Origin of the sequence: Cyanobium usitatum str. Tous (genome assembly GCF_963920485.1) — a bacterium.
GTDB lineage: Bacteria > Cyanobacteriota > Cyanobacteriia > PCC-6307 > Cyanobiaceae > Cyanobium_A > Cyanobium_A usitatum_A.
Genome location: NZ_OY986431.1, coordinates 1365609 through 1383923 on the forward strand (window position 1 = coordinate 1365609; position 18315 = coordinate 1383923).

An 18315-nucleotide genomic window follows, 5' to 3' on the forward strand; every position below is an offset into this window, starting at 1 on the left:
ACTTCAGGCGGCCAGCCAGCTGAGAGCATCAGAACGATTCCGACCAGTGCGCCTCCTGATCTCATTCGGCCCTTTGCCGCTCAAGAAAACTGGCTGCCCAGGCTGCAGCTGCAATGCCATCTGGAACAGCGGCCAGGTAAAAATCGCTGCCAAGGATCCGGCTAACGGTTCGTCTCAGCTGATCCACCGAGCGTCTACAGGGCAATGGAAGCCTCATCTCAAGAGACCTCCATCCAGTCGCAGAGACTTGCTGCAATGTCCATGACCAGCGGATCGCGCCGACAAGCCAGCAGCATTGGCCTGCCCAATGAGCGCTTCACCTCCACCAACACCAATTCAGCATTACCGGCTCGATCCTCGAAAGATTGAGCCTCCTCAAGAGCAACAGCATCGAGCAATTCCAGCTCCAGCAGCTGCGGCCAGTGCGCCAATGGCTTCCTAGCCAGCTTCACCCACTCTGCCCAATGGCAATCGCTAAGAACACACCCCAGAGCGGGGGGACCACCAATGCGGAGTACTCCGCAGGCCAGGCGGTGACGGTTGACACCACGACGCAAGAGCTCCATCCAGTCCGTGTCGCCGTAGCGGCAACCGATCGGCTTGTTGTTCTGCTTCTCCAGACCAAGGTCGTGGGCAAGAATTCGGTAACGCCTGCTCACGCTGGGCTGGGACATCTGCAGCAGTTGTGCCGCCGCAGTTGTGCTGCCAGTGAGTTCCAGCAGGTCAATCATCACCAGATCCCGAAGGCAGGCAGGAATCCGGTAGCTGTTTTGATCAGAGCGGAGCATCAGCCTGTGGCGTCGTGCCACCCACCCTTCAGCGTGCATGCCCCTAGAGGGCTGATCCCCGTGCGAAAGACGCATCAGCGATCTGGGATTGCCCTGGTTCTTCGCAGCAGGAGACGGCCTGTTGGTTGTGCCCCATCCATGATGCGTACACCTGACGGATTGCTATGGCCGCCCTGCGCTGCCACCTGCTGATCGGACCGCCTGCCAGTGGCAAGACCACCATCGCTGCGCTGCTGGCTCCCCTGCTGAACGCCGAACTGTTCTCCACCGACAGGATTCGAGAGGAGCTCTACGGGGACGCAATGATCCAGGGGCACTGGAGCGAGGTGGAGGAGCGGCTGTCCCGCGTCAAGCCCCTTGGCCGATTGGCGTCAATCAAGTTGGCCGGTGAGGGGAACTGATCGCCCCCCGGTTGTCGCCGGCGACAACCGGGGGGCGATGACGCTGGAGGCGACACGAAAACTGAGCCACCCATCAGTCCGAGCCATTGCCAGCACTGGGTTCCTCTGATCGGCACCAGGCGACAATTACGTTGGCCGGTTGGTCACCGTGATCTCCGCTCAACCTCGCCATGGAGAGCACGAGCCGGCGGACGCCGCCAGACCCCGGCGGTGAGCTCAGCGCCGGGGTCTGGCGGCATCGGCACCAGGTTGTCGCCGGACGACAGTCTCCCGGGCTGTTCTCCGCTTCTCTATGGCTGCTTTGGCTGTTGGCCGCCGCTGCGCCGGCTTGCCTGCGCGCGGCGGTGGCTGTCGCCGCTGATCTCGATGATGTGGCAGTGGTGCACCAGCCGGTCCACCGCCGCCACGGTCATCGAGCTGCTGGGGAAGATCTCATCCCAGTCGGTGAACGGCTGATTAGCGGTGATCAGCAGCGAACGACGCTCATAGCGGTGGCAGATCAGCTCAAACAGCACGCTGCTCTCCTGCTCGTCCCGCCGCACATAGCCGATGTCATCGATCAGCAGCAGCGGGTAGCGATCCAGCCGCTCCAGCGCTGCTGGGAGGTTGTACTCGGCGCGGGCTTTCTGCAGCTCCTGCACCAGGCTCGTGGCCGGGTAGAAGCGGCAGGCCTGATCCAGACCGATCTGCGCCAGGGCGATGCCGACCGCCAGGTGGGTTTTGCCTACACCGCTGGGGCCGAACAGCAGCACGTTCTCGCCCCGCTGCAGCCATTCGCTCTGGCGGCTCAGGGCTTCCAGCTCCTGCCATTGGTCGGCCTCGATCCGGCCGCCATGGTCGTAGTCCGCCAGGGCCTTGCTCCAGGGCAGATGGGCCGCTCGCAGCAGCCGGTGCTGGCGGGCCTGCTGGCGTTGCTCCACCTCCTGCTCGCACAGGGCATAGAGGAACTGGCTGTGGCTCCAGCCTTCCGCCTCAGCCTGCGAGGCGATGCTCTGCCAATGGGAGCGGATCCATGCCAACCGCAGCTGCCGCAGCAGGATTGGCAGGGCGGCTTCCGCCGCCTGGGGCCGCGGGATGGAGAACAAGGAGGTCGTCATAGCTCTGCAGCGAGTGTTGGCAAATGCGTTGCGGTGGGTGGGGGCGATGGGGCGGCAGCCGGAAGCGTTGCTGCAGCGCCGCCAGCGACAGCCCCTGTCGTTGGTGGGCCTTCTCGAGCCAGGCCAGCACCGGCTCGTAGCCGGCCACTCGGCAGCCGACATACAGCGCCTCGACCATCAGCCGAGCGGCAGCGTCGCGATCACCGCTATCGCGCAGCTGCTGCCACAGCTGCCACCAGCGCTCATCGGGGAACAGCTCCCGCTGGTAACGGCAGTGCAGCAACGCCCGGGGTTTGCGCCTGAGCGCATCGATCAGATGCTCCAGATCAATGCTCCAGGCCCGCCCATGGCGCTCGATGCCGCCATGGAGCCGAGCCAATTCGCAGGCGACCTGCCTGCCCAGAAGCAGCTGCAGCCGGTCGTGGAAAATCCGCACCGTCAGCCGCTGGTCGATCAGCCGCGGCGGCACCGAATACACCACCCTGCGCACCTCGATCGTGCTGGTCCGCCGCACCGTGAGCTGCTCGATGTCGTAATCGGCAAAGCGAAACGGCGGCAAGGGCCGCAGCGCCGGTTTCTCCTGCTCCAGCCGGACCAGCCGCGGTCGGTTGTATTGCTCGATCACCCCAGAGAGGAAGTCCTGATACGCCACCAGCGATTCAAAATCGCTGCTGCCACGAAGCAGCAGCGCCTGTTCGATCCGCCGTTTGAGATGGCCATGGGGACTCTCCACACGGCCGTTCTCATGCGCCACCCCCAGGTTGTTGCGGCTGTAGGCCAGGCCGTAGTGACTGCAGAGGGCGTGATAGCGGCGGGTGATATCGGCTGAAAAACTGCCGTTGCGGTTGCGGCACGCCGCCGACAACCGGTCGGTGCGCAGTTCATCTGGCACCCCACCGCAGGATGCCAGGGCGTTCTGCAAACCCTCGGAGAGGGCGACGAAACTCTCGCCGCCCTGCACCACCTGCGCATAGCTCCAGCCGCTCCAGGCCAGGCGGTAGTGGAACAGCAGATGGGGGAACGCCTCGCCAGCAATCGTCACCTCCACCCCCTTGAGTTGGGTGAAGTCACAGAAGGCGATCTCGCCGGGCTCGTAGCTCAAAGGGAAGATCACCTCTGGATCCGGGCCATGCAACGACTTCCATTCCCGCACCCGCCTTTGCAAGGTCCGTTGCAGAGGAATCCAGTCGACATCGGGCTTCTGCCGCTGCAGGTGCTCCAGCAGAGTGATCGGTGTCAACGCTGGCGCACGTTGCAACAGCGGCACTAGCTCCTCCTCCCAGACACCCTCCAGCGGATCGGGCCGAGTGCGGCCACGGAGCTGGTTCGCGCTGGGCTGCAGCGGTTCCTCTCAATCCGGCGGGCGCTGCGCACTGAGATGCCAGCCGCTGCGGCAGCAGCCTCCTGGCTGCTGCCACCTCGTCGTTTCGTCATGTACAGGTTGCGTTGGTGACTGGTCAGTGGTGCCGGCATCCCCTGGTCCCTGCGCATCGGCACCAGGATCTCCAGCACTCACCCCACCGGCCAACGAGCTTGTCGCCGACCGGCCAACTTCATTGTCGGCGGACACAGGCCGTTGCTGCGCAAACCAAACAGGCGGTGCGTGTCTGGTTATTCGTTTTCTGAATGGCAGTTGCGCTCAGCGCCCAGCGCCCAGTGTTCAGTGTTCTTGTTTCTGTTAATGCATGTATTCGATGGGTTTCTTCCATGAAAAAGCCCCTCCGGTTCGTTGGGAACCGGGGGGGAAGGAGTGCTGTTAGGCGATGGCTTAAGCGGCTTGATTAGTTGAGGCCATATTGCTGCTGCTGTTCTTGGATTAGGGCTTCGAGGTCTTTGAAACCTTGAACATCGACCAGGGTGCCGACTGAATCGGTGATGGGGTTGCTGTAGCTCGGCTTGGCCTCAATGGTGTTTTGGGCTTGGAAGGCACTGCTATCCCAGTTGAGTGGGCCCTGGTCTGAGAGGCTTGCCATCGACAGTTGATCGGAACCGAGGAACTTGTCGTCGCCTTGGTGGAGGCTGCGGCCCCAATCGGCATCAAGGATGGCGAGATCTTCGATGTCGAGCTCACCATCAAAGTTGGCATCCACATCGCGGCTGTAGCCGCGGGCACCACCGACACCCCTGGCAGCACCGGCGTTGAGGAAGGCCAAGTCCTTCATCGTGACGGCACCGTCGTAGTTGAGATCCCCCTGGAAGGTGACGAGATTTTTTTGCTGGAAGAGGTCCATTTTGGAGGTATCCCAGCGGTAACCGCCCAAGGCATCGAGCTGGAAGCCCAGCTCTTTGGTATCGAGAACCGAACCAGCTTCGCCGGTGACCATGAAGGTGGTGCGGATTTCAGCAACCTCTCCGGTGCCGGCCCCAGTGCCTGGCGTGAGGGTATTGAGGGTTATCGCGTCATCGCCTAGGAACACACTGACCGCCTCGGCCACACCGGCTTGATCCAGGTTGGTGATGGTGAGATCACGGAAGGAGAATTCACCATCGTTTTGCCACTGGGTGGTGCGCTCGAGGGTGTCGCCGCTGCGGATCAGGTTGGTGAATCCCGTTTCACCGGGCTTGAGCACGGAGCGCTCGGTGCCGAGTCCAAAGGAGCTGTCGGTGGAGAGCTCTGCTTGGGCGGCGCGGGCCATCACGTGGAGCTCGTCGCTCAACAGGGCATCGTCACCACCGAGATCGCGGAGGGAGACAAGGTCTGAGAAGACCACCTGATCGATGTTGGCCGAAACCTCAAAGTTGAGGGACTTCTGCCAGGCCTCGCTATTGAGGAAGCCATAGCGATCAGCGACGCGGGCCCCTTGGATTTGATCGTTGATGTCATCGCGGAGTGTGAGGGCGATGACAGCAATGGGAGCTTTGGAGTCCACGCCCTTGCCCAGTCCCTCACCGAGGGCATTGAGGCCAGCACCTTCAAAGCGGACCTTGGTGCCATCAATGCGGACCTGACGCTGCACAGCGAGGTCTTCTGAGAAGAAGATCTGCTGGCCACTGATTTGGAAGACTTCAAAGAAGTCAGCGCCGAGATCAAGGGTGACATCGAGGGTGTCGATGGAGGCATCCCGGAGGGATTCTGCCGTGAGGGCTAAATAGAACTTGCTGCCCTGCTCTAGGGAAGTGCCAAAGGGACGCAGAACGAGGTCGTTGGAGAGATCGCTGATGAAATTCGGAAGCTTGTTCAGACTCAGTCCGAGATGCAAGGCCTTGCCCACAACATCGGCCGGAGCGTCAGTAATGGACGATTCCTCACAGGCCTCTGTGCATGCATCCGTATGAACATGGGCATCAGCTTCATGTGTATGCATATGGGGATCAGCTGCGTCAGCGGAAGCTGTTTCTTCGCAGCCCTCTGTATACCCTTTGGCGTGTACGTGGGCATCACCATGACCGTCATCACAGCAGTAATCACTTTCGCAGGTTGGAGCTACGATCTTATCTTGCGGGCGAATTCCGACAATGGTATTTTCAGTAGGCTGGCTGGCTTTTAGCGTCACTGAATGCGCCGAAATCAAATTTGTGACATCAATCACAGTAGCCGTATCGCTTTCGATAACGAAACCCTTCGTGATTGAGAGAGAAGTTGAGTCGAAGTCGCCGAAGACTTGAACCTTCTGGGTTGTGTTCGGATTGCACGAGGAACTGAGCTTAATCAGATACTCTTGAACATTGGCAATCTCTGCAATAACCTGGAAACTAGTGTCATTGATCAATTCATCGACAGAGACTTCTGACGCAGACCTGAAAACTACTGCTTCGGTAGCAGCATTGAATTCACCGAAGATACTGGAAAGAACATCACGGTAAGAAGCATTAACATTGTGATGATCACTCGGCTTGACCGAATAAATACGGTAGGTCTCTGTGAGTGCATCACCTTGGATAATCGCTAGATCACCACTAGTTGCCCATCCGTTTCCATCGATGAAGTCGCGGCCATTTACGGCGTTGGACTCTTGGTCGCCTTCAGCGTTGATATAGAAGATATCGTCCCAGTTGCCACCCTTAAGTGTGTCACTACCTTTACCACCGAAAAGAACTACACGAGACTTGCCCTGATAACTAAGCTCGTCATCACCATCGGTGGCTCCGGGAGCAAAGTGGAACATCCCGTCTTGAGCAAGCAGCATTTCAACGCTCCTGAGGATGTCAGTGCCGTCAACCAAGGACGACACTTGCAATTCACCACCAACTAGATCGAACGCAAGATCACTTGCCTTTGTCCCATAGATTGCCATGTCCATCCCAGCCCCACCGTCAATATAGTCATCACCTGTGCCGCCTACGAGCACATCGTTTCCATAATATCCATTAATGACATCATTACCTGCCCCTCCATGAATATAGGTATCTGCCCAGAAATTATTGTCGCCACTAGGCGTTATCACATCATCATCATTACCACCCCAAAGCATAGTGCCAAATGCAGCCATTATGTCAACTGACAGATTTGTTGGGGCAGTGGGAATACTCACGTCATGACCCAAATGGCCTTCATGACCAGTGGCTGAACCCGCAGCAGGATCGTGCAAAGATACTCCGCCTGCATCAACATGCCCTGCTGCAGTTGTATGTGGAATTGTTCCCACAGCAATATCAGCTGAGGTACTATAATTAATGCCAGTTATTGGATCAATTGAGTTTGTCGGGCCATCATTAATGCCTGGCACATGCGCAGGGTCATGCATCAAGGGGAAATAGTCGGGAGTAGAGTCGTATTCGTCTTTGACGATCGCGCCTTCCTGGAAAAAACCATCGTATAGCTGGGTCCAGAAGTTATACATCATCATCGAATCTTCATGATTCAGATTATGACAGTGGAAAACAAAGCCACCTTCAAATGTCCTGAAATTCATGGCAATCTCTGCCGTGGTATTAGGACCAAGAATCGTAGTATCACTCTTCCATTGTTTTTCTGGCCAGTAATTCGGGCTTGGCGCTTTTCCTTCAATTGTTAATACTTGATGGGATTCAAGGTGAATATGAATTGGGTGCCACCAACCACCAGATCCGTTGATCAGATTCCACTGCTCTGCATTCCCGAGCGTGATTGCATTGTCGACCCTGTTATACTCCCATCCTTGTTGATTGACAACCCACATACCACCTCTGCGCCCAAACTCAAATTGCCTAGTTCTTGCAATTTGATCCTGTGTTATAACATTATGTGCCCTGAGTTCATCTCCAACTTGAATGCTGTAGGTTGGCGTCGCTGCAGACGATTCGCCAACCACAATCTTCATAATGCGCTCAGAAAATCCAGTAGTGCCTAATTCGTTTAGTTTACCTACCGGTCCCCGGCCAGAGCGCTGCTCGGCAGTATTAACGAGGAAGAGCTCAGTTCCTGGTGCATATTGACTAAAGTCCATAACAACATCAGCACGCTGGGCCATTGAAAGAGTGAACTCATCCATCTCAATGGCTTCACCCATTAGCCAGGTGTCATTGCCTATGCGTAAATGATCCTGCTTAACTCCGTTTTTGTCCTGAATGCTGAGCTGATAGAAACGTCCTGTAGCTGCTCCCAGCATCCGAAGACGCGTTTGGGTTGGTTCGACAACCAAGAAAGGATAGGCAACACCATTAACTAGTTGAACATCGCCAAGGTAGCCATCAATGTTGTTACCTACAGGGCTCCCATCGTAGAAAAAAGTGCCATCGGCGTTAAACGTTCTATCTGAGATAGCAAGGGCAATATCATACTTGGAATTAGTTTGCATAAACTGATCTGCATCCCATTCAACAAGATTTCCGTTTTCATCTTTATTGGACCAGCCAGGCAGTTTCATGTCCCGGACAAGGCCCAGCTCATACTCATCAAAGGAATACCAGAACCCTGACATTCCAAGAATAACGTGAAGATCCGTAAGGTCCTCACCATGATCGTGATACCACATGGTTGAGGGCGACTCTGAAAAGTCTGGCTGTCCATCCTCACCGTTAGGAACAGTATTAGTGTAATAATAATCCCGGTACATGTCAGGATTAACTACGTAAGAAGAATATCCATCGGAGCGAGATGGGTTGTGACCACCATGTAGGTGAATCGATTCTCGCTCAGGAAAATTAGCTGGATTAATCCCATCGTAGCCGGGCAATTGGTTGTGATGTCTTACAACAATGGGGGCGCCGACTTTCGTCTTAAAAGTTGTGCCTGGATACGTACCATCGTATCCATAGATCGGTGTTTTTTGCTCTACTCCGTCTGCACGCTGATAGAGAACTTGCTCTCCACCTAGTTCATACTGAGAATACCAAGCTACAGGGTCATCATTGTCGAAGTATGGTGTCGTGCGATTGCCGCTTGAAATATTGTAGTCGAAGAACTCATTCGCGATGCCACCATAGAATTTCTGTGCGGGATCAACATCTTGATAGAGCGCCGGTGCTGCTGAAGGAAACAACGAGGGATCTAAAGCCCAAGGGCCTGCTCCATTGCCGACGTATTCAGGAAGCTTAAGCGAGGGTACAGTTACTGGCGTCGCCCACTTAATGATAGAAAATGGTGTAGATGCAGGCTGATACACTTCGGTCGCGATAACGACTACTTTGCTAGTATCTTGAATGGTGATATATTGGCCTTCGTGAACAAGAGTTCCGTAGGGTTTGTCACTGTAGAGATTAATCTTGATATGCTCCATTTCACCCGGCACGTAGTCTTCGAAAAGCTGCTGTCGAATTTCTGCTGTGCCGTCCGACCGGACTGTTGTCTGGCCCATCAGGGAGCCAGTGGCTAGATCAGCTCCAGAAATAGATCCGGGCGCAGTGGTGTCAACCCCGTAGTAGATGATTGACCCAGGCAGAACATCTGTTGTGGTGACTGTTGTGACCAAAAGGCCACCCTCAGAGATGGAGATAGCTGATGGCTGACTGCTGTAGGTGGCGACCACGATATGAATCTTCGTGTAAATCCATGATATTTGTGCTTGAAGCCTCCAGCCTCTTGTTCGAGAGCGAGCTGCGGAATTGTGCTACTTGAATGCGCTTTGTGTACAATCTTCTGTGGCAAACCTGTCAGAATGTTTTGGCATAAAGCCAATAAATGGCACAGGTCATAGTGCCGACAGGAAGTAATAACCCTGACTGATGGACACATCTCAGTCGAGACCGTCATCCGACCGTCTTCAGCAATGTGGGGCGAGGTAGCGGTGGCAGCTCAATCAGTGAGAACCAGGTCACGTGGACCCCAGAAACTGAACCAGCCCTTATGAGAGCTTCCCAACCGGCCAAAATTGGCCGGGAGAAGCCCCATGAAAGTCAAACGCCCCAACCCCCTAGCCGAAGGCTTCTCCGTAGGCGTACAGGTCGTCCGCTAGTGCGGACTGCTGAGCAGCTCTTTAACCAGGACCAGGCCTGTCCCGCGTCAAGCCCCTTGGCCGATTGGCGTCAATCAAGTTGGCCGGTGAGGGGAACTGATCGCCCCCCGGTTGTCGCCGGCGACAACCGGGGGGCGATGACGCTGGAGGCGACACGAAAACTGAGCCACCCATCAGTCCGAGCCATTGCCAGCACTGGGTTCCTCTGATCGGCACCAGGCGACAATTACGTTGGCCGGTTGGTCACCGTGATCTCCGCTCAACCTCGCCATGGAGAGCACGAGCCGGCGGACGCCGCCAGACCCCGGCGGTGAGCTCAGCGCCGGGGTCTGGCGGCATCGGCACCAGGTTGTCGCCGGACGACAGTCTCCCGGGCTGTTCTCCGCTTCTCTATGGCTGCTTTGGCTGTTGGCCGCCGCTGCGCCGGCTTGCCTGCGCGCGGCCGTGGCTGTCGCCGCTGATCTCGATGATGTGGCAGTGGTGCACCAGCCGGTCCACCGCCGCCACGGTCATCGAGCTGCTGGGGAAGATCTCATCCCAGTCGGTGAACGGCTGATTAGCGGTGATCAGCAGCGAACGACGCTCATAGCGGTGGCAGATCAGCTCAAACAGCACGCTGCTCTCCTGCTCGTCCCGCCGCACATAGCCGATGTCATCGATCAGCAGCAGCGGGTAGCGATCCAGCCGCTCCAGCGCTGCTGGGAGGTTGTACTCGGCGCGGGCTTTCTGCAGCTCCTGCACCAGGCTCGTGGCCGGGTAGAAGCGGCAGGCCTGATCCAGACCGATCTGCGCCAGGGCGATGCCGACCGCCAGGTGGGTTTTGCCTACACCGCTGGGGCCGAACAGCAGCACGTTCTCGCCCCGCTGCAGCCATTCGCTCTGGCGGCTCAGGGCTTCCAGCTCCTGCCATTGGTCGGCCTCGATCCGGCCGCCATGGTCGTAGTCCGCCAGGGCCTTGCTCCAGGGCAGATGGGCCGCTCGCAGCAGCCGGTGCTGGCGGGCCTGCTGGCGTTGCTCCACCTCCTGCTCGCACAGGGCATAGAGGAACTGGCTGTGGCTCCAGCCTTCCGCCTCAGCCTGCGAGGCGATGCTCTGCCAATGGGAGCGGATCCATGCCAACCGCAGCTGCCGCAGCAGGATTGGCAGGGCGGCTTCCGCCGCCTGGGGCCGCGGGATGGAGAACAAGGAGGTCGTCATAGCTCTGCAGCGAGTGTTGGCAAATGCGTTGCGGTGGGTGGGGGCGATGGGGCGGCAGCCGGAAGCGTTGCTGCAGCGCCGCCAGCGACAGCCCCTGTCGTTGGTGGGCCTTCTCGAGCCAGGCCAGCACCGGCTCGTAGCCGGCCACTCGGCAGCCGACATACAGCGCCTCGACCATCAGCCGAGCGGCAGCGTCGCGATCACCGCTATCGCGCAGCTGCTGCCACAGCTGCCACCAGCGCTCATCGGGGAACAGCTCCCGCTGGTAACGGCAGTGCAGCAACGCCCGGGGTTTGCGCCTGAGCGCATCGATCAGATGCTCCAGATCAATGCTCCAGGCCCGCCCATGGCGCTCGATGCCGCCATGGAGCCGAGCCAATTCGCAGGCGACCTGCCTGCCCAGAAGCAGCTGCAGCCGGTCGTGGAAAATCCGCACCGTCAGCCGCTGGTCGATCAGCCGCGGCGGCACCGAATACACCACCCTGCGCACCTCGATCGTGCTGGTCCGCCGCACCGTGAGCTGCTCGATGTCGTAATCGGCAAAGCGAAACGGCGGCAAGGGCCGCAGCGCCGGTTTCTCCTGCTCCAGCCGGACCAGCCGCGGTCGGTTGTATTGCTCGATCACCCCAGAGAGGAAGTCCTGATACGCCACCAGCGATTCAAAATCGCTGCTGCCACGAAGCAGCAGCGCCTGTTCGATCCGCCGTTTGAGATGGCCATGGGGACTCTCCACACGGCCGTTCTCATGCGCCACCCCCAGGTTGTTGCGGCTGTAGGCCAGGCCGTAGTGACTGCAGAGGGCGTGATAGCGGCGGGTGATATCGGCTGAAAAACTGCCGTTGCGGTTGCGGCACGCCGCCGACAACCGGTCGGTGCGCAGTTCATCTGGCACCCCACCGCAGGATGCCAGGGCGTTCTGCAAACCCTCGGAGAGGGCGACGAAACTCTCGCCGCCCTGCACCACCTGCGCATAGCTCCAGCCGCTCCAGGCCAGGCGGTAGTGGAACAGCAGATGGGGGAACGCCTCGCCAGCAATCGTCACCTCCACCCCCTTGAGTTGGGTGAAGTCACAGAAGGCGATCTCGCCGGGCTCGTAGCTCAAAGGGAAGATCACCTCTGGATCCGGGCCATGCAACGACTTCCATTCCCGCACCCGCCTTTGCAAGGTCCGTTGCAGAGGAATCCAGTCGACATCGGGCTTCTGCCGCTGCAGGTGCTCCAGCAGAGTGATCGGTGTCAACGCTGGCGCACGTTGCAACAGCGGCACTAGCTCCTCCTCCCAGACACCCTCCAGCGGATCGGGCCGAGTGCGGCCACGGAGCTGGTTCGCGCTGGGCTGCAGCGGTTCCTCTCAATCCGGCGGGCGCTGCGCACTGAGATGCCAGCCGCTGCGGCAGCAGCCTCCTGGCTGCTGCCACCTCGTCGTTTCGTCATGTACAGGTTGCGTTGGTGACTGGTCAGTGGTGCCGGCATCCCCTGGTCCCTGCGCATCGGCACCAGGATCTCCAGCACTCACCCCACCGGCCAACGAGCTTGTCGCCGACCGGCCAACTTCATTGTCGGCGGACACTCGACGCTCGCTGCGATCAGCCCTTCGTTGTACTGACCCTGGCGGCCGGGGCCATCGCCACCCTGGGCCTGCTGGCCAACAGCAGCGCCGTGGTGATTGGGGCGATGCTGATCGCTCCATGGATGCTGCCGCTGCGGGCGGCAGCTTTTGCGATCCTGCAAGGGCGCTTGCTACTTGTGGGTCGGGCCCTACTGACCTTGGTGATCGGCATCAGCATCACGGTGGTGTTGTCGCTACTTCTAGGCGCATCGGTGGGCCTGCCCATCCTCGGAGCGGAAGTGGCGGCTCGCACCCAACCGAATCTTCTGGACCTCGGCGTGGCATTGGTCGCTGGGGCGATCGCCGCCTACGCCTCAGTGAGCACCAAAGCCATCAGCTCCCTCGCTGGCACAGCTATCGCGGTGGCTCTTGTGCCACCGGTGTGTGCCTTCGGGCTATTGCTGGCCAATGCGCAATGGAGTGAGGCGCTTGGGGCTGCACTCCTGTTCGCTGCAAACCTTCTCGGAATCCTCAGCGGAGGACTGCTCACCTTGGCTGTCTGTCAGCCAGAGCTGCGGCTGAATCTCTGGCGCAGCCGCCTGGGCCTTGTGAGCTTGCTCCTCACCACGATGCTGCTGATCCCACTATCAGGCAGCTTTTTATCGCTGATGTCCCAGGCCAGGGAAGCAGCAGCCCTCGAGCAAATTCAGCATGCGATCACGATATCTCTCAAGAACCGCACCCTCACGCTTGGCAAGGATTCCGAGCTGATCAATGTGCGGATTGACTGGAGCCAGAATCCACCCCTGATTCGCGCCGCTGTGCGTGTCACCAATCCGCGGTTGCCAACGGCTCGGCAGGTGGCTGATGTGCAGGCTTACATCAATCAGCAGCAACCGATTCGTTATCGTCTGATCGTCCAGCGTGTCTCTGTCGATGTGATTGGCCCTGAGACCGAACCTAACCCCCCCGAGCTGGTACCTCAGGATCCAGCCTCTCCAGAGGAGATCAACAAGATCCTAAGCGATCCAGATCGTCAAGCCCCCGACTAGTTGCCAGCAGAGATCGCACTTGGTTTTCTTGAAAACACAATTAGCTCATGCGCAATCAGAGTAGGCCGCCATACAGCAGCTGCTTCAAATGCCTCCTGGGGGTTTGCACATGTGAGAAGAATGCCGCCTGAGGGTTTCGTACTCCCATTGGTGAAACGCCCGTGACAGAAGATCGGAAAAACACAAGTAAGGAGCAGGCAGCTGCTGAACTCCTTCCTTCAGTCGGGCCGGAGGCGCATGGCCAGAGGATCCGGCTCCACCAGCTTCAGGGTGGCCATGTCAGTGCGCACCGCCTTGGCCTCTACTGAGAGGTCATCGAGCAGGCTGATCCCAGCGCTCTGCAGCCAGGTAGTAACACCACTGGCGGCCTGCAACCGGCTGCGCTCCACCGGCGGGCTGATGCTGGTGGAGATAACACTGGAATGGCGATAGTTGCTATCTGAGCCAACCGTGCGGCACACCACATTGATCCTGGGGCTGTAGAGATCACCGGCCACGTTGAGGGAGTCGATTGACCCAAACCGCTGTTGAACCATGCAGGGGTCATGGCGAAAACGTTGTTCCACCTGTTGCATGAGCAGATTGAGCTGTTGCTGGTTGTGGAGCAGAGCGGCATAGACCACCGCTGCGATGGCTGCCACCAGCACGGCCGCAATCAAAAAGAAATGCCAGAAGGCCAGCACAAAACCCAGGGCCAGCAAAGCCAGCAGGCCACCGCAACCGATACCGCATCCATTGTTCTGCTGGGCCATGGCTGCCTATAACCCACCACCAGCTTGACCTGCTGGGCAATCATCACCAGAGAGCTGTCGCAGCCAAGCCCAGCGGCAGGGGCAGCGGCAGCGGTATGGACACCAACGAGGGCATTACGGTGATCGTCTTGACACGCCTTTGAAGCATGCAGAGTGCCGCCCTAGGAGGGTCAGAACCTGGGCGCGATTTGAGGCCGGCAGCCCGCCAAGCCTGGTTTGCTGTCGGCCTGGGACTGGGCCTCGCCTTGGCGCTGCTCTGGGGTGGGCTTGCTTGGGCAAGCCGGCCCACCACCGTGCGGCTGCTGATGCCCGCACCCTTTGCCGACGCCACCGCCGAGTTGGTGGAGAGCTTCAACCGGGAGCACCGGGGCCTGCGCATCGCCGTAACCCGGGGACCCTTCGAGACGGAATCCGTTTCCGACCTGGCGATCAGCAGTCTGTTGCTGGGTGACAGCCCCTACGACCTGCTGCTGATGGATGTGACCTGGACGGCGAAATACGCCGCCGCCGGCTGGTTGCTACCCCTCGACGACTGGTTGGGCCCCGAGCCCCTGGCACCCCTGGTCGCCGGAGCATGGGCGGGCAACATCATCGACGGCAAGCTCTGGCGCGTGCCGATGGTGGCCGACATGGGCCTGTTGTACTGGCGCACCGACCTGATGGCCGCCCCACCCCGCACCCCCACCGAGCTCGTTGCGATCTCCGAGCGCCTGCAGCGGCAAGGGAAGGTGCGCTGGGGGTATGTGTGGCAGGGGCGCCAATACGAGGGTCTGAGCTGCGTGTTCCTTGAGATGCTGCGCGGTTTCGGCGGCAACTGGGAGAGCAGCGGCGAGGGCCTGGGCACCCCGGCTGCCACCAAGGCGGCCAGCTGGCTGCGGCAGCTGATCGTCAAAGGGATCAGCCCCGCTGCAGTTGCCAACTTCGCCGAACCCGAAGCCCTGCAGAGCTTTGAAGCAGGGGAGGCGGCTTTCATGCGCAACTGGCCCTACGCCTGGCAGGAGCTGCAGGGGCCATCTAGCCGGGTGGCCGGCAAGGTGGGGGTGACCATGATGGTGGCCGAGGTCGGCGAGCCCCCAGCTGCCACCCAGGGCAGCTGGGGGCTTTCGGTTTTGGCTGGCAGCCGCCATCCTGCAGAAGCCGTTCAGGTGCTCCAGGCCCTCACTGGGGAAGCGAGCCAGCGTCTGTTGGTGCAGCGTTGGGGCTACAGCCCCACCCTCACCGCCCTCTTCGACGACCCGGCCCTTGTGGCGGAGAGGCCCCTGTTGCCGATCCTGCAGAACGCCCTGGAATCGGTGGCCCTGCGCCCGCTCAACCCTGGCTATGCCCAGCTCAGCGACATCCTGCAGCGCCAGCTCAGCAGCGTGATCACCGGAGAGCTGGAGCCAGCCCTTGCCATGGAGCGCGCCGGACGGGGCAGCCAATTGCTACTGGAGGCCAGTGGCCGGGGGCCAGGGCAATGAGCCTGCTGCTGATGGCCCCGGCCCTGCTGTTGCTGCTGGCGGTGTTCTTCTGGCCAATGCTGGACTACGCCTGGCTCAGCCTGCAGGCCCAGACGGTGTTCACCGGGCTCAAACCGGTGCCGGTTGGTCTGGCCAACTGGGAGCGGCTGCTCGGAGATGGGCGCTTCTGGCAGGACGCTGCCCAGACCCTGCGCTTCGCGGTGGTGTCTGTGGGCCTTGAGCTGCTCCTGGGTCTGGCGATCGCCCTGCTGCTGCATCAGAGCTGGCGGGGCCGGGGCCTGGTGCGCAGCCTCAGCCTGCTCCCCTGGGCCCTGCCCACCACGGTGATGGCCCTCGGCTGGCGCTGGATCCTCAACGACCCCAACGGCCCGATCAATGGGGTTATGCAGTCCCTAGGACTGCCCAGCCTGCCCTTTCTGGCCTCTACCCAGCTGGCCTGGCTGGGGGTGGTGCTTGCCGACACCTGGAAGACCACCCCTTTTGTGGCCCTGCTGCTTCTGGCCGGTTTGCAGATGATTCCCACCGATCTCTATGAGGCCTTCGCCCTCGAGGGCGGCCGGCCCTGGCAGGGGCTGCGCCGCATCACCCTGCCCCTGCTGCGGCCCTACGTTTTTATTGCGCTGATCTTCCGCCTGGCCCAGGCCCTCGGAGTGTTCGACCTGGTGGCTGTGCTGACAGGCGGTGGTCCGGCCAGCAGCACCGAGACTCTGGCGCTCTACGCCTATCTCAATGCCATGCGCTTCCTCGATTTTGGCTACAGCGCCACGGTGATGCTGGGCATGTTCGTGCTGCTGCTGGCCTCTGCTTTGCTGCTGGTGCTGGCGCAGCAGCGCTGGCAGGGGGCCAGACCATGAGCAGCAGCCCCCTGCGCCAGCGCCCTGCCTTGCTGCGCATCTCCATGGTGGCCCTGTTGCTGCTCTGGAGCTTGGCACCGATGCTCTGGCAGCTTTACACCTCGCTACGTACCCCGGAATCCCTGCTGGCCGGGCTTGCCGGTCTCGGGGGCGGCTGGACCCTTGCCAACTACAGCGCGGTGCTGCAGGCCGATCCTCCCTTTGGGGTCTACCTGCTGAACAGCACCGTTGTGGGCGCTCTTAGCACCCTGCTCACCCTGGCTCTGGCCATCCCCTGCGCCTACGCCCTCAGCCGCCGTAGCGACCTGCTCAAGCTGGTAATTGGAGGCGGCCTGCTGGCGGCGGCGGTATTCCCTTACGTGCTGCTTTTCCTAGCGTTGTTGCAGGTGGCGCGGCAGCTGGGTCTGGCCAACAACCTGCTGGCCCTGTGCCTGCCCTATGCGGGTCTTTCCCTGCCCCTGGCGGTGCTGCTGCTGCAGGCGGCCTTTGCCGATTTGCCCGTGGAACTGGAGGAGAACGCCCTGCTGGAGGGCTTCAGCCTCGGACAGAGGCTGCGCTGGATTCTGTTGCCGCTGATTGGCCCTGCGGTTGTGAGTACGGGACTGCTGGTGTTCCTTTTCAGCTGGAACGAGTTCCCGATTGCCCTCACCTGGCTTAGCCGCAGCGAGCTGCTCACCCTGGCGCCTGCGATGGCGCGGATTGCCGGCTCCTCTGTGTTTACGGTGCCCCATGGCGCCTTTGCCGCCGCCACCGTGCTGGGCGGTGTGCCGCTGCTCGCCCTGCTGCTGATCTTTCAACGCCAGATCGTGGCTGGCCTTACCCAGGGAGCGATCAAAGGATGATCAACACCATCGCCTCAGGGGCTGGGCCAACCGGTGATTTGAGGCTGGAGGCTCTGAACCGACGCATCGCTGGACGGCAGATCCTCGCTGGCATCGACCTGGCCGTGGCGCCTGGTGAGTGTCTGGCGCTGCTGGGTCCAAGCGGCTGTGGCAAGAGCACCATCCTGCGCCTGATCGCCGGCCTCGACCGCCCAGACGGCGGGCGCATCCTGCTGGCGGGACGGGATATCACGGCCCTGCCCCCCGGCCGGCGGCAGGTGGCGATGGTGTTCCAGAGCTATGCCCTCTACCCCCATCTGAGCGTCGAACGCAACCTCTTGCTGGGTATGGAGCTGCGCGGCGTGCCCCGGCAACAACGGCAGCAGGAGGCAGATCGGGTCCTCAGCATGTTGCAGCTCGAGAGTTTCCGAAGCCGCAGGCCTTCCGAACTCTCCGGTGGCCAGCGTCAGCGGGTAGCCCTGGCCCGGGCCCTGCTGCGCCGCCCCCAGGTGTTTCTGCTGGATGAACCGATGAGCAACCTCGATGCCCAGCTGCGGGAGGAGCTGCGGCCCCAGCTGCGGGCCATCCTCTGCGGTGGGGAGGCGCCGGTTATTTATGTGACCCACGACCAGCAGGAGGCGATGGGCATCGCCGACCGCATCGCCGTGCTCCAAAACGGCCGGCTGCAGCAGTGCGGCACCCCCCAGGAGCTCTATACCAACCCGGCCAATGTAGTGGTAGCCAGCTTTATCGGCCGCCCCCAGATCAACCTGCTGGACCGGGGCGATGGCAGCTTGCTCGGTATCAGGCCTGAGCACCTCCAGGCGGTCGAGGATGGGGGCGTGGCGGTGAGGGTTCTCAGCCGCGAATGGCATGGGGCCAGCCAGCAGCTGACCGTGGCCAGCCCCCATGGGGATCTGCGCTGGACCACCAGCGGTGCTGAGCCGATCCACGATCAGCTGCGGCTCGGCTGGCAGCTGCAGCACGAACTTCGCTTTGACCTGGCCACAGGGCTGCGCTGCTGATCCTGC

General features: G+C 60.4%; 13 protein-coding genes. 6 read left to right on the top strand and 7 right to left on the bottom strand.

What is annotated here, in order from left to right:
- Positions 1-218: 218 nt before the first annotated feature.
- Positions 219-788 (bottom strand): helix-turn-helix domain-containing protein, encoded by a 570-nt coding sequence (locus U9970_RS07460; RefSeq protein ID WP_322763691.1) that lies wholly within the window; start codon positions 786-788, stop codon positions 219-221.
- Between the two features lie 164 nt (positions 789-952).
- Between U9970_RS07460 and U9970_RS07465 the strand changes: the two genes are divergently transcribed.
- Positions 953-1189: an AAA family ATPase gene (locus U9970_RS07465; RefSeq protein WP_322763692.1), complete on the top strand. Its 237-nt coding sequence runs from the start codon at positions 953-955 to the stop codon at positions 1187-1189.
- 290 nt (positions 1190-1479) lie between these two features.
- Here U9970_RS07465 and istB (U9970_RS07470) read toward each other — a convergent pair whose 3' ends face one another.
- The 5 genes from istB (U9970_RS07470) to istA (U9970_RS07490) form a co-directional block, all read right to left on the bottom strand.
- Positions 1480-2274 (bottom strand): IS21-like element helper ATPase IstB, encoded by a 795-nt coding sequence (istB, locus tag U9970_RS07470; protein WP_322763693.1) that lies wholly within the window; start codon positions 2272-2274, stop codon positions 1480-1482.
- Entirely contained in the window at positions 2162-3553 is a 1392-nt protein-coding gene (gene istA, locus U9970_RS07475) for an IS21 family transposase (RefSeq protein ID WP_322763694.1), read from the bottom strand. Before istA (U9970_RS07475) ends, istB (U9970_RS07470) begins: the two co-directional genes overlap by 113 nt.
- Before the next feature lie 514 nt (positions 3554-4067).
- Positions 4068-9173, bottom strand: a complete 5106-nt coding sequence (locus U9970_RS07480) for a multicopper oxidase domain-containing protein (protein ID WP_322763695.1) — start codon at positions 9171-9173, stop codon at positions 4068-4070.
- Between the two features lie 816 nt (positions 9174-9989).
- A complete protein-coding gene (gene istB, locus U9970_RS07485) occupies positions 9990-10784 on the bottom strand; it encodes an IS21-like element helper ATPase IstB (protein ID WP_322763696.1) in 795 nt (264 codons plus the stop codon).
- Positions 10672-12063: an IS21 family transposase gene (gene istA, locus U9970_RS07490; protein ID WP_322763694.1), complete on the bottom strand. Its 1392-nt coding sequence runs from the start codon at positions 12061-12063 to the stop codon at positions 10672-10674. Before istA (U9970_RS07490) ends, istB (U9970_RS07485) begins: the two co-directional genes overlap by 113 nt.
- A 266-nt stretch (positions 12064-12329) precedes the next feature.
- Here istA (U9970_RS07490) and U9970_RS07495 point away from each other — a divergent pair, with 266 nt between their 5' ends.
- Positions 12330-13397 (top strand): DUF389 domain-containing protein, encoded by a 1068-nt coding sequence (locus U9970_RS07495; protein ID WP_322763697.1) that lies wholly within the window; start codon positions 12330-12332, stop codon positions 13395-13397.
- A gap of 218 nt (positions 13398-13615) precedes the next feature.
- Here U9970_RS07495 and U9970_RS07500 read toward each other — a convergent pair whose 3' ends face one another.
- On the bottom strand, positions 13616-14149 hold the full coding sequence (locus U9970_RS07500; RefSeq protein WP_322763698.1) for a hypothetical protein: 534 nt from the start codon (positions 14147-14149) through the stop codon (positions 13616-13618).
- Positions 14150-14337: 188 nt separating this feature from the next.
- On the opposite strand from U9970_RS07500, the gene U9970_RS07505 reads away from it, so the two are divergent.
- The 4 genes from U9970_RS07505 to U9970_RS07520 are packed head-to-tail and all read left to right on the top strand — an operon-like array spanning position 14338 to position 18309.
- Positions 14338-15609 (top strand): ABC transporter substrate-binding protein, encoded by a 1272-nt coding sequence (locus tag U9970_RS07505; protein ID WP_322763699.1) that lies wholly within the window; start codon positions 14338-14340, stop codon positions 15607-15609.
- Positions 15606-16463 (top strand): carbohydrate ABC transporter permease, encoded by an 858-nt coding sequence (locus U9970_RS07510; RefSeq protein WP_322763700.1) that lies wholly within the window; start codon positions 15606-15608, stop codon positions 16461-16463. Before U9970_RS07505 ends, U9970_RS07510 begins: the two co-directional genes overlap by 4 nt.
- Positions 16460-17305 (top strand): carbohydrate ABC transporter permease, encoded by an 846-nt coding sequence (locus U9970_RS07515; protein WP_322763701.1) that lies wholly within the window; start codon positions 16460-16462, stop codon positions 17303-17305. The genes U9970_RS07510 and U9970_RS07515 overlap by 4 nt, the downstream gene beginning before the upstream one ends.
- A complete protein-coding gene (locus tag U9970_RS07520; RefSeq protein ID WP_322763702.1) occupies positions 17302-18309 on the top strand; it encodes an ABC transporter ATP-binding protein in 1008 nt (335 codons plus the stop codon). The genes U9970_RS07515 and U9970_RS07520 overlap by 4 nt, the downstream gene beginning before the upstream one ends.
- The last annotated feature ends 6 nt before the right edge of the window (positions 18310-18315 follow it).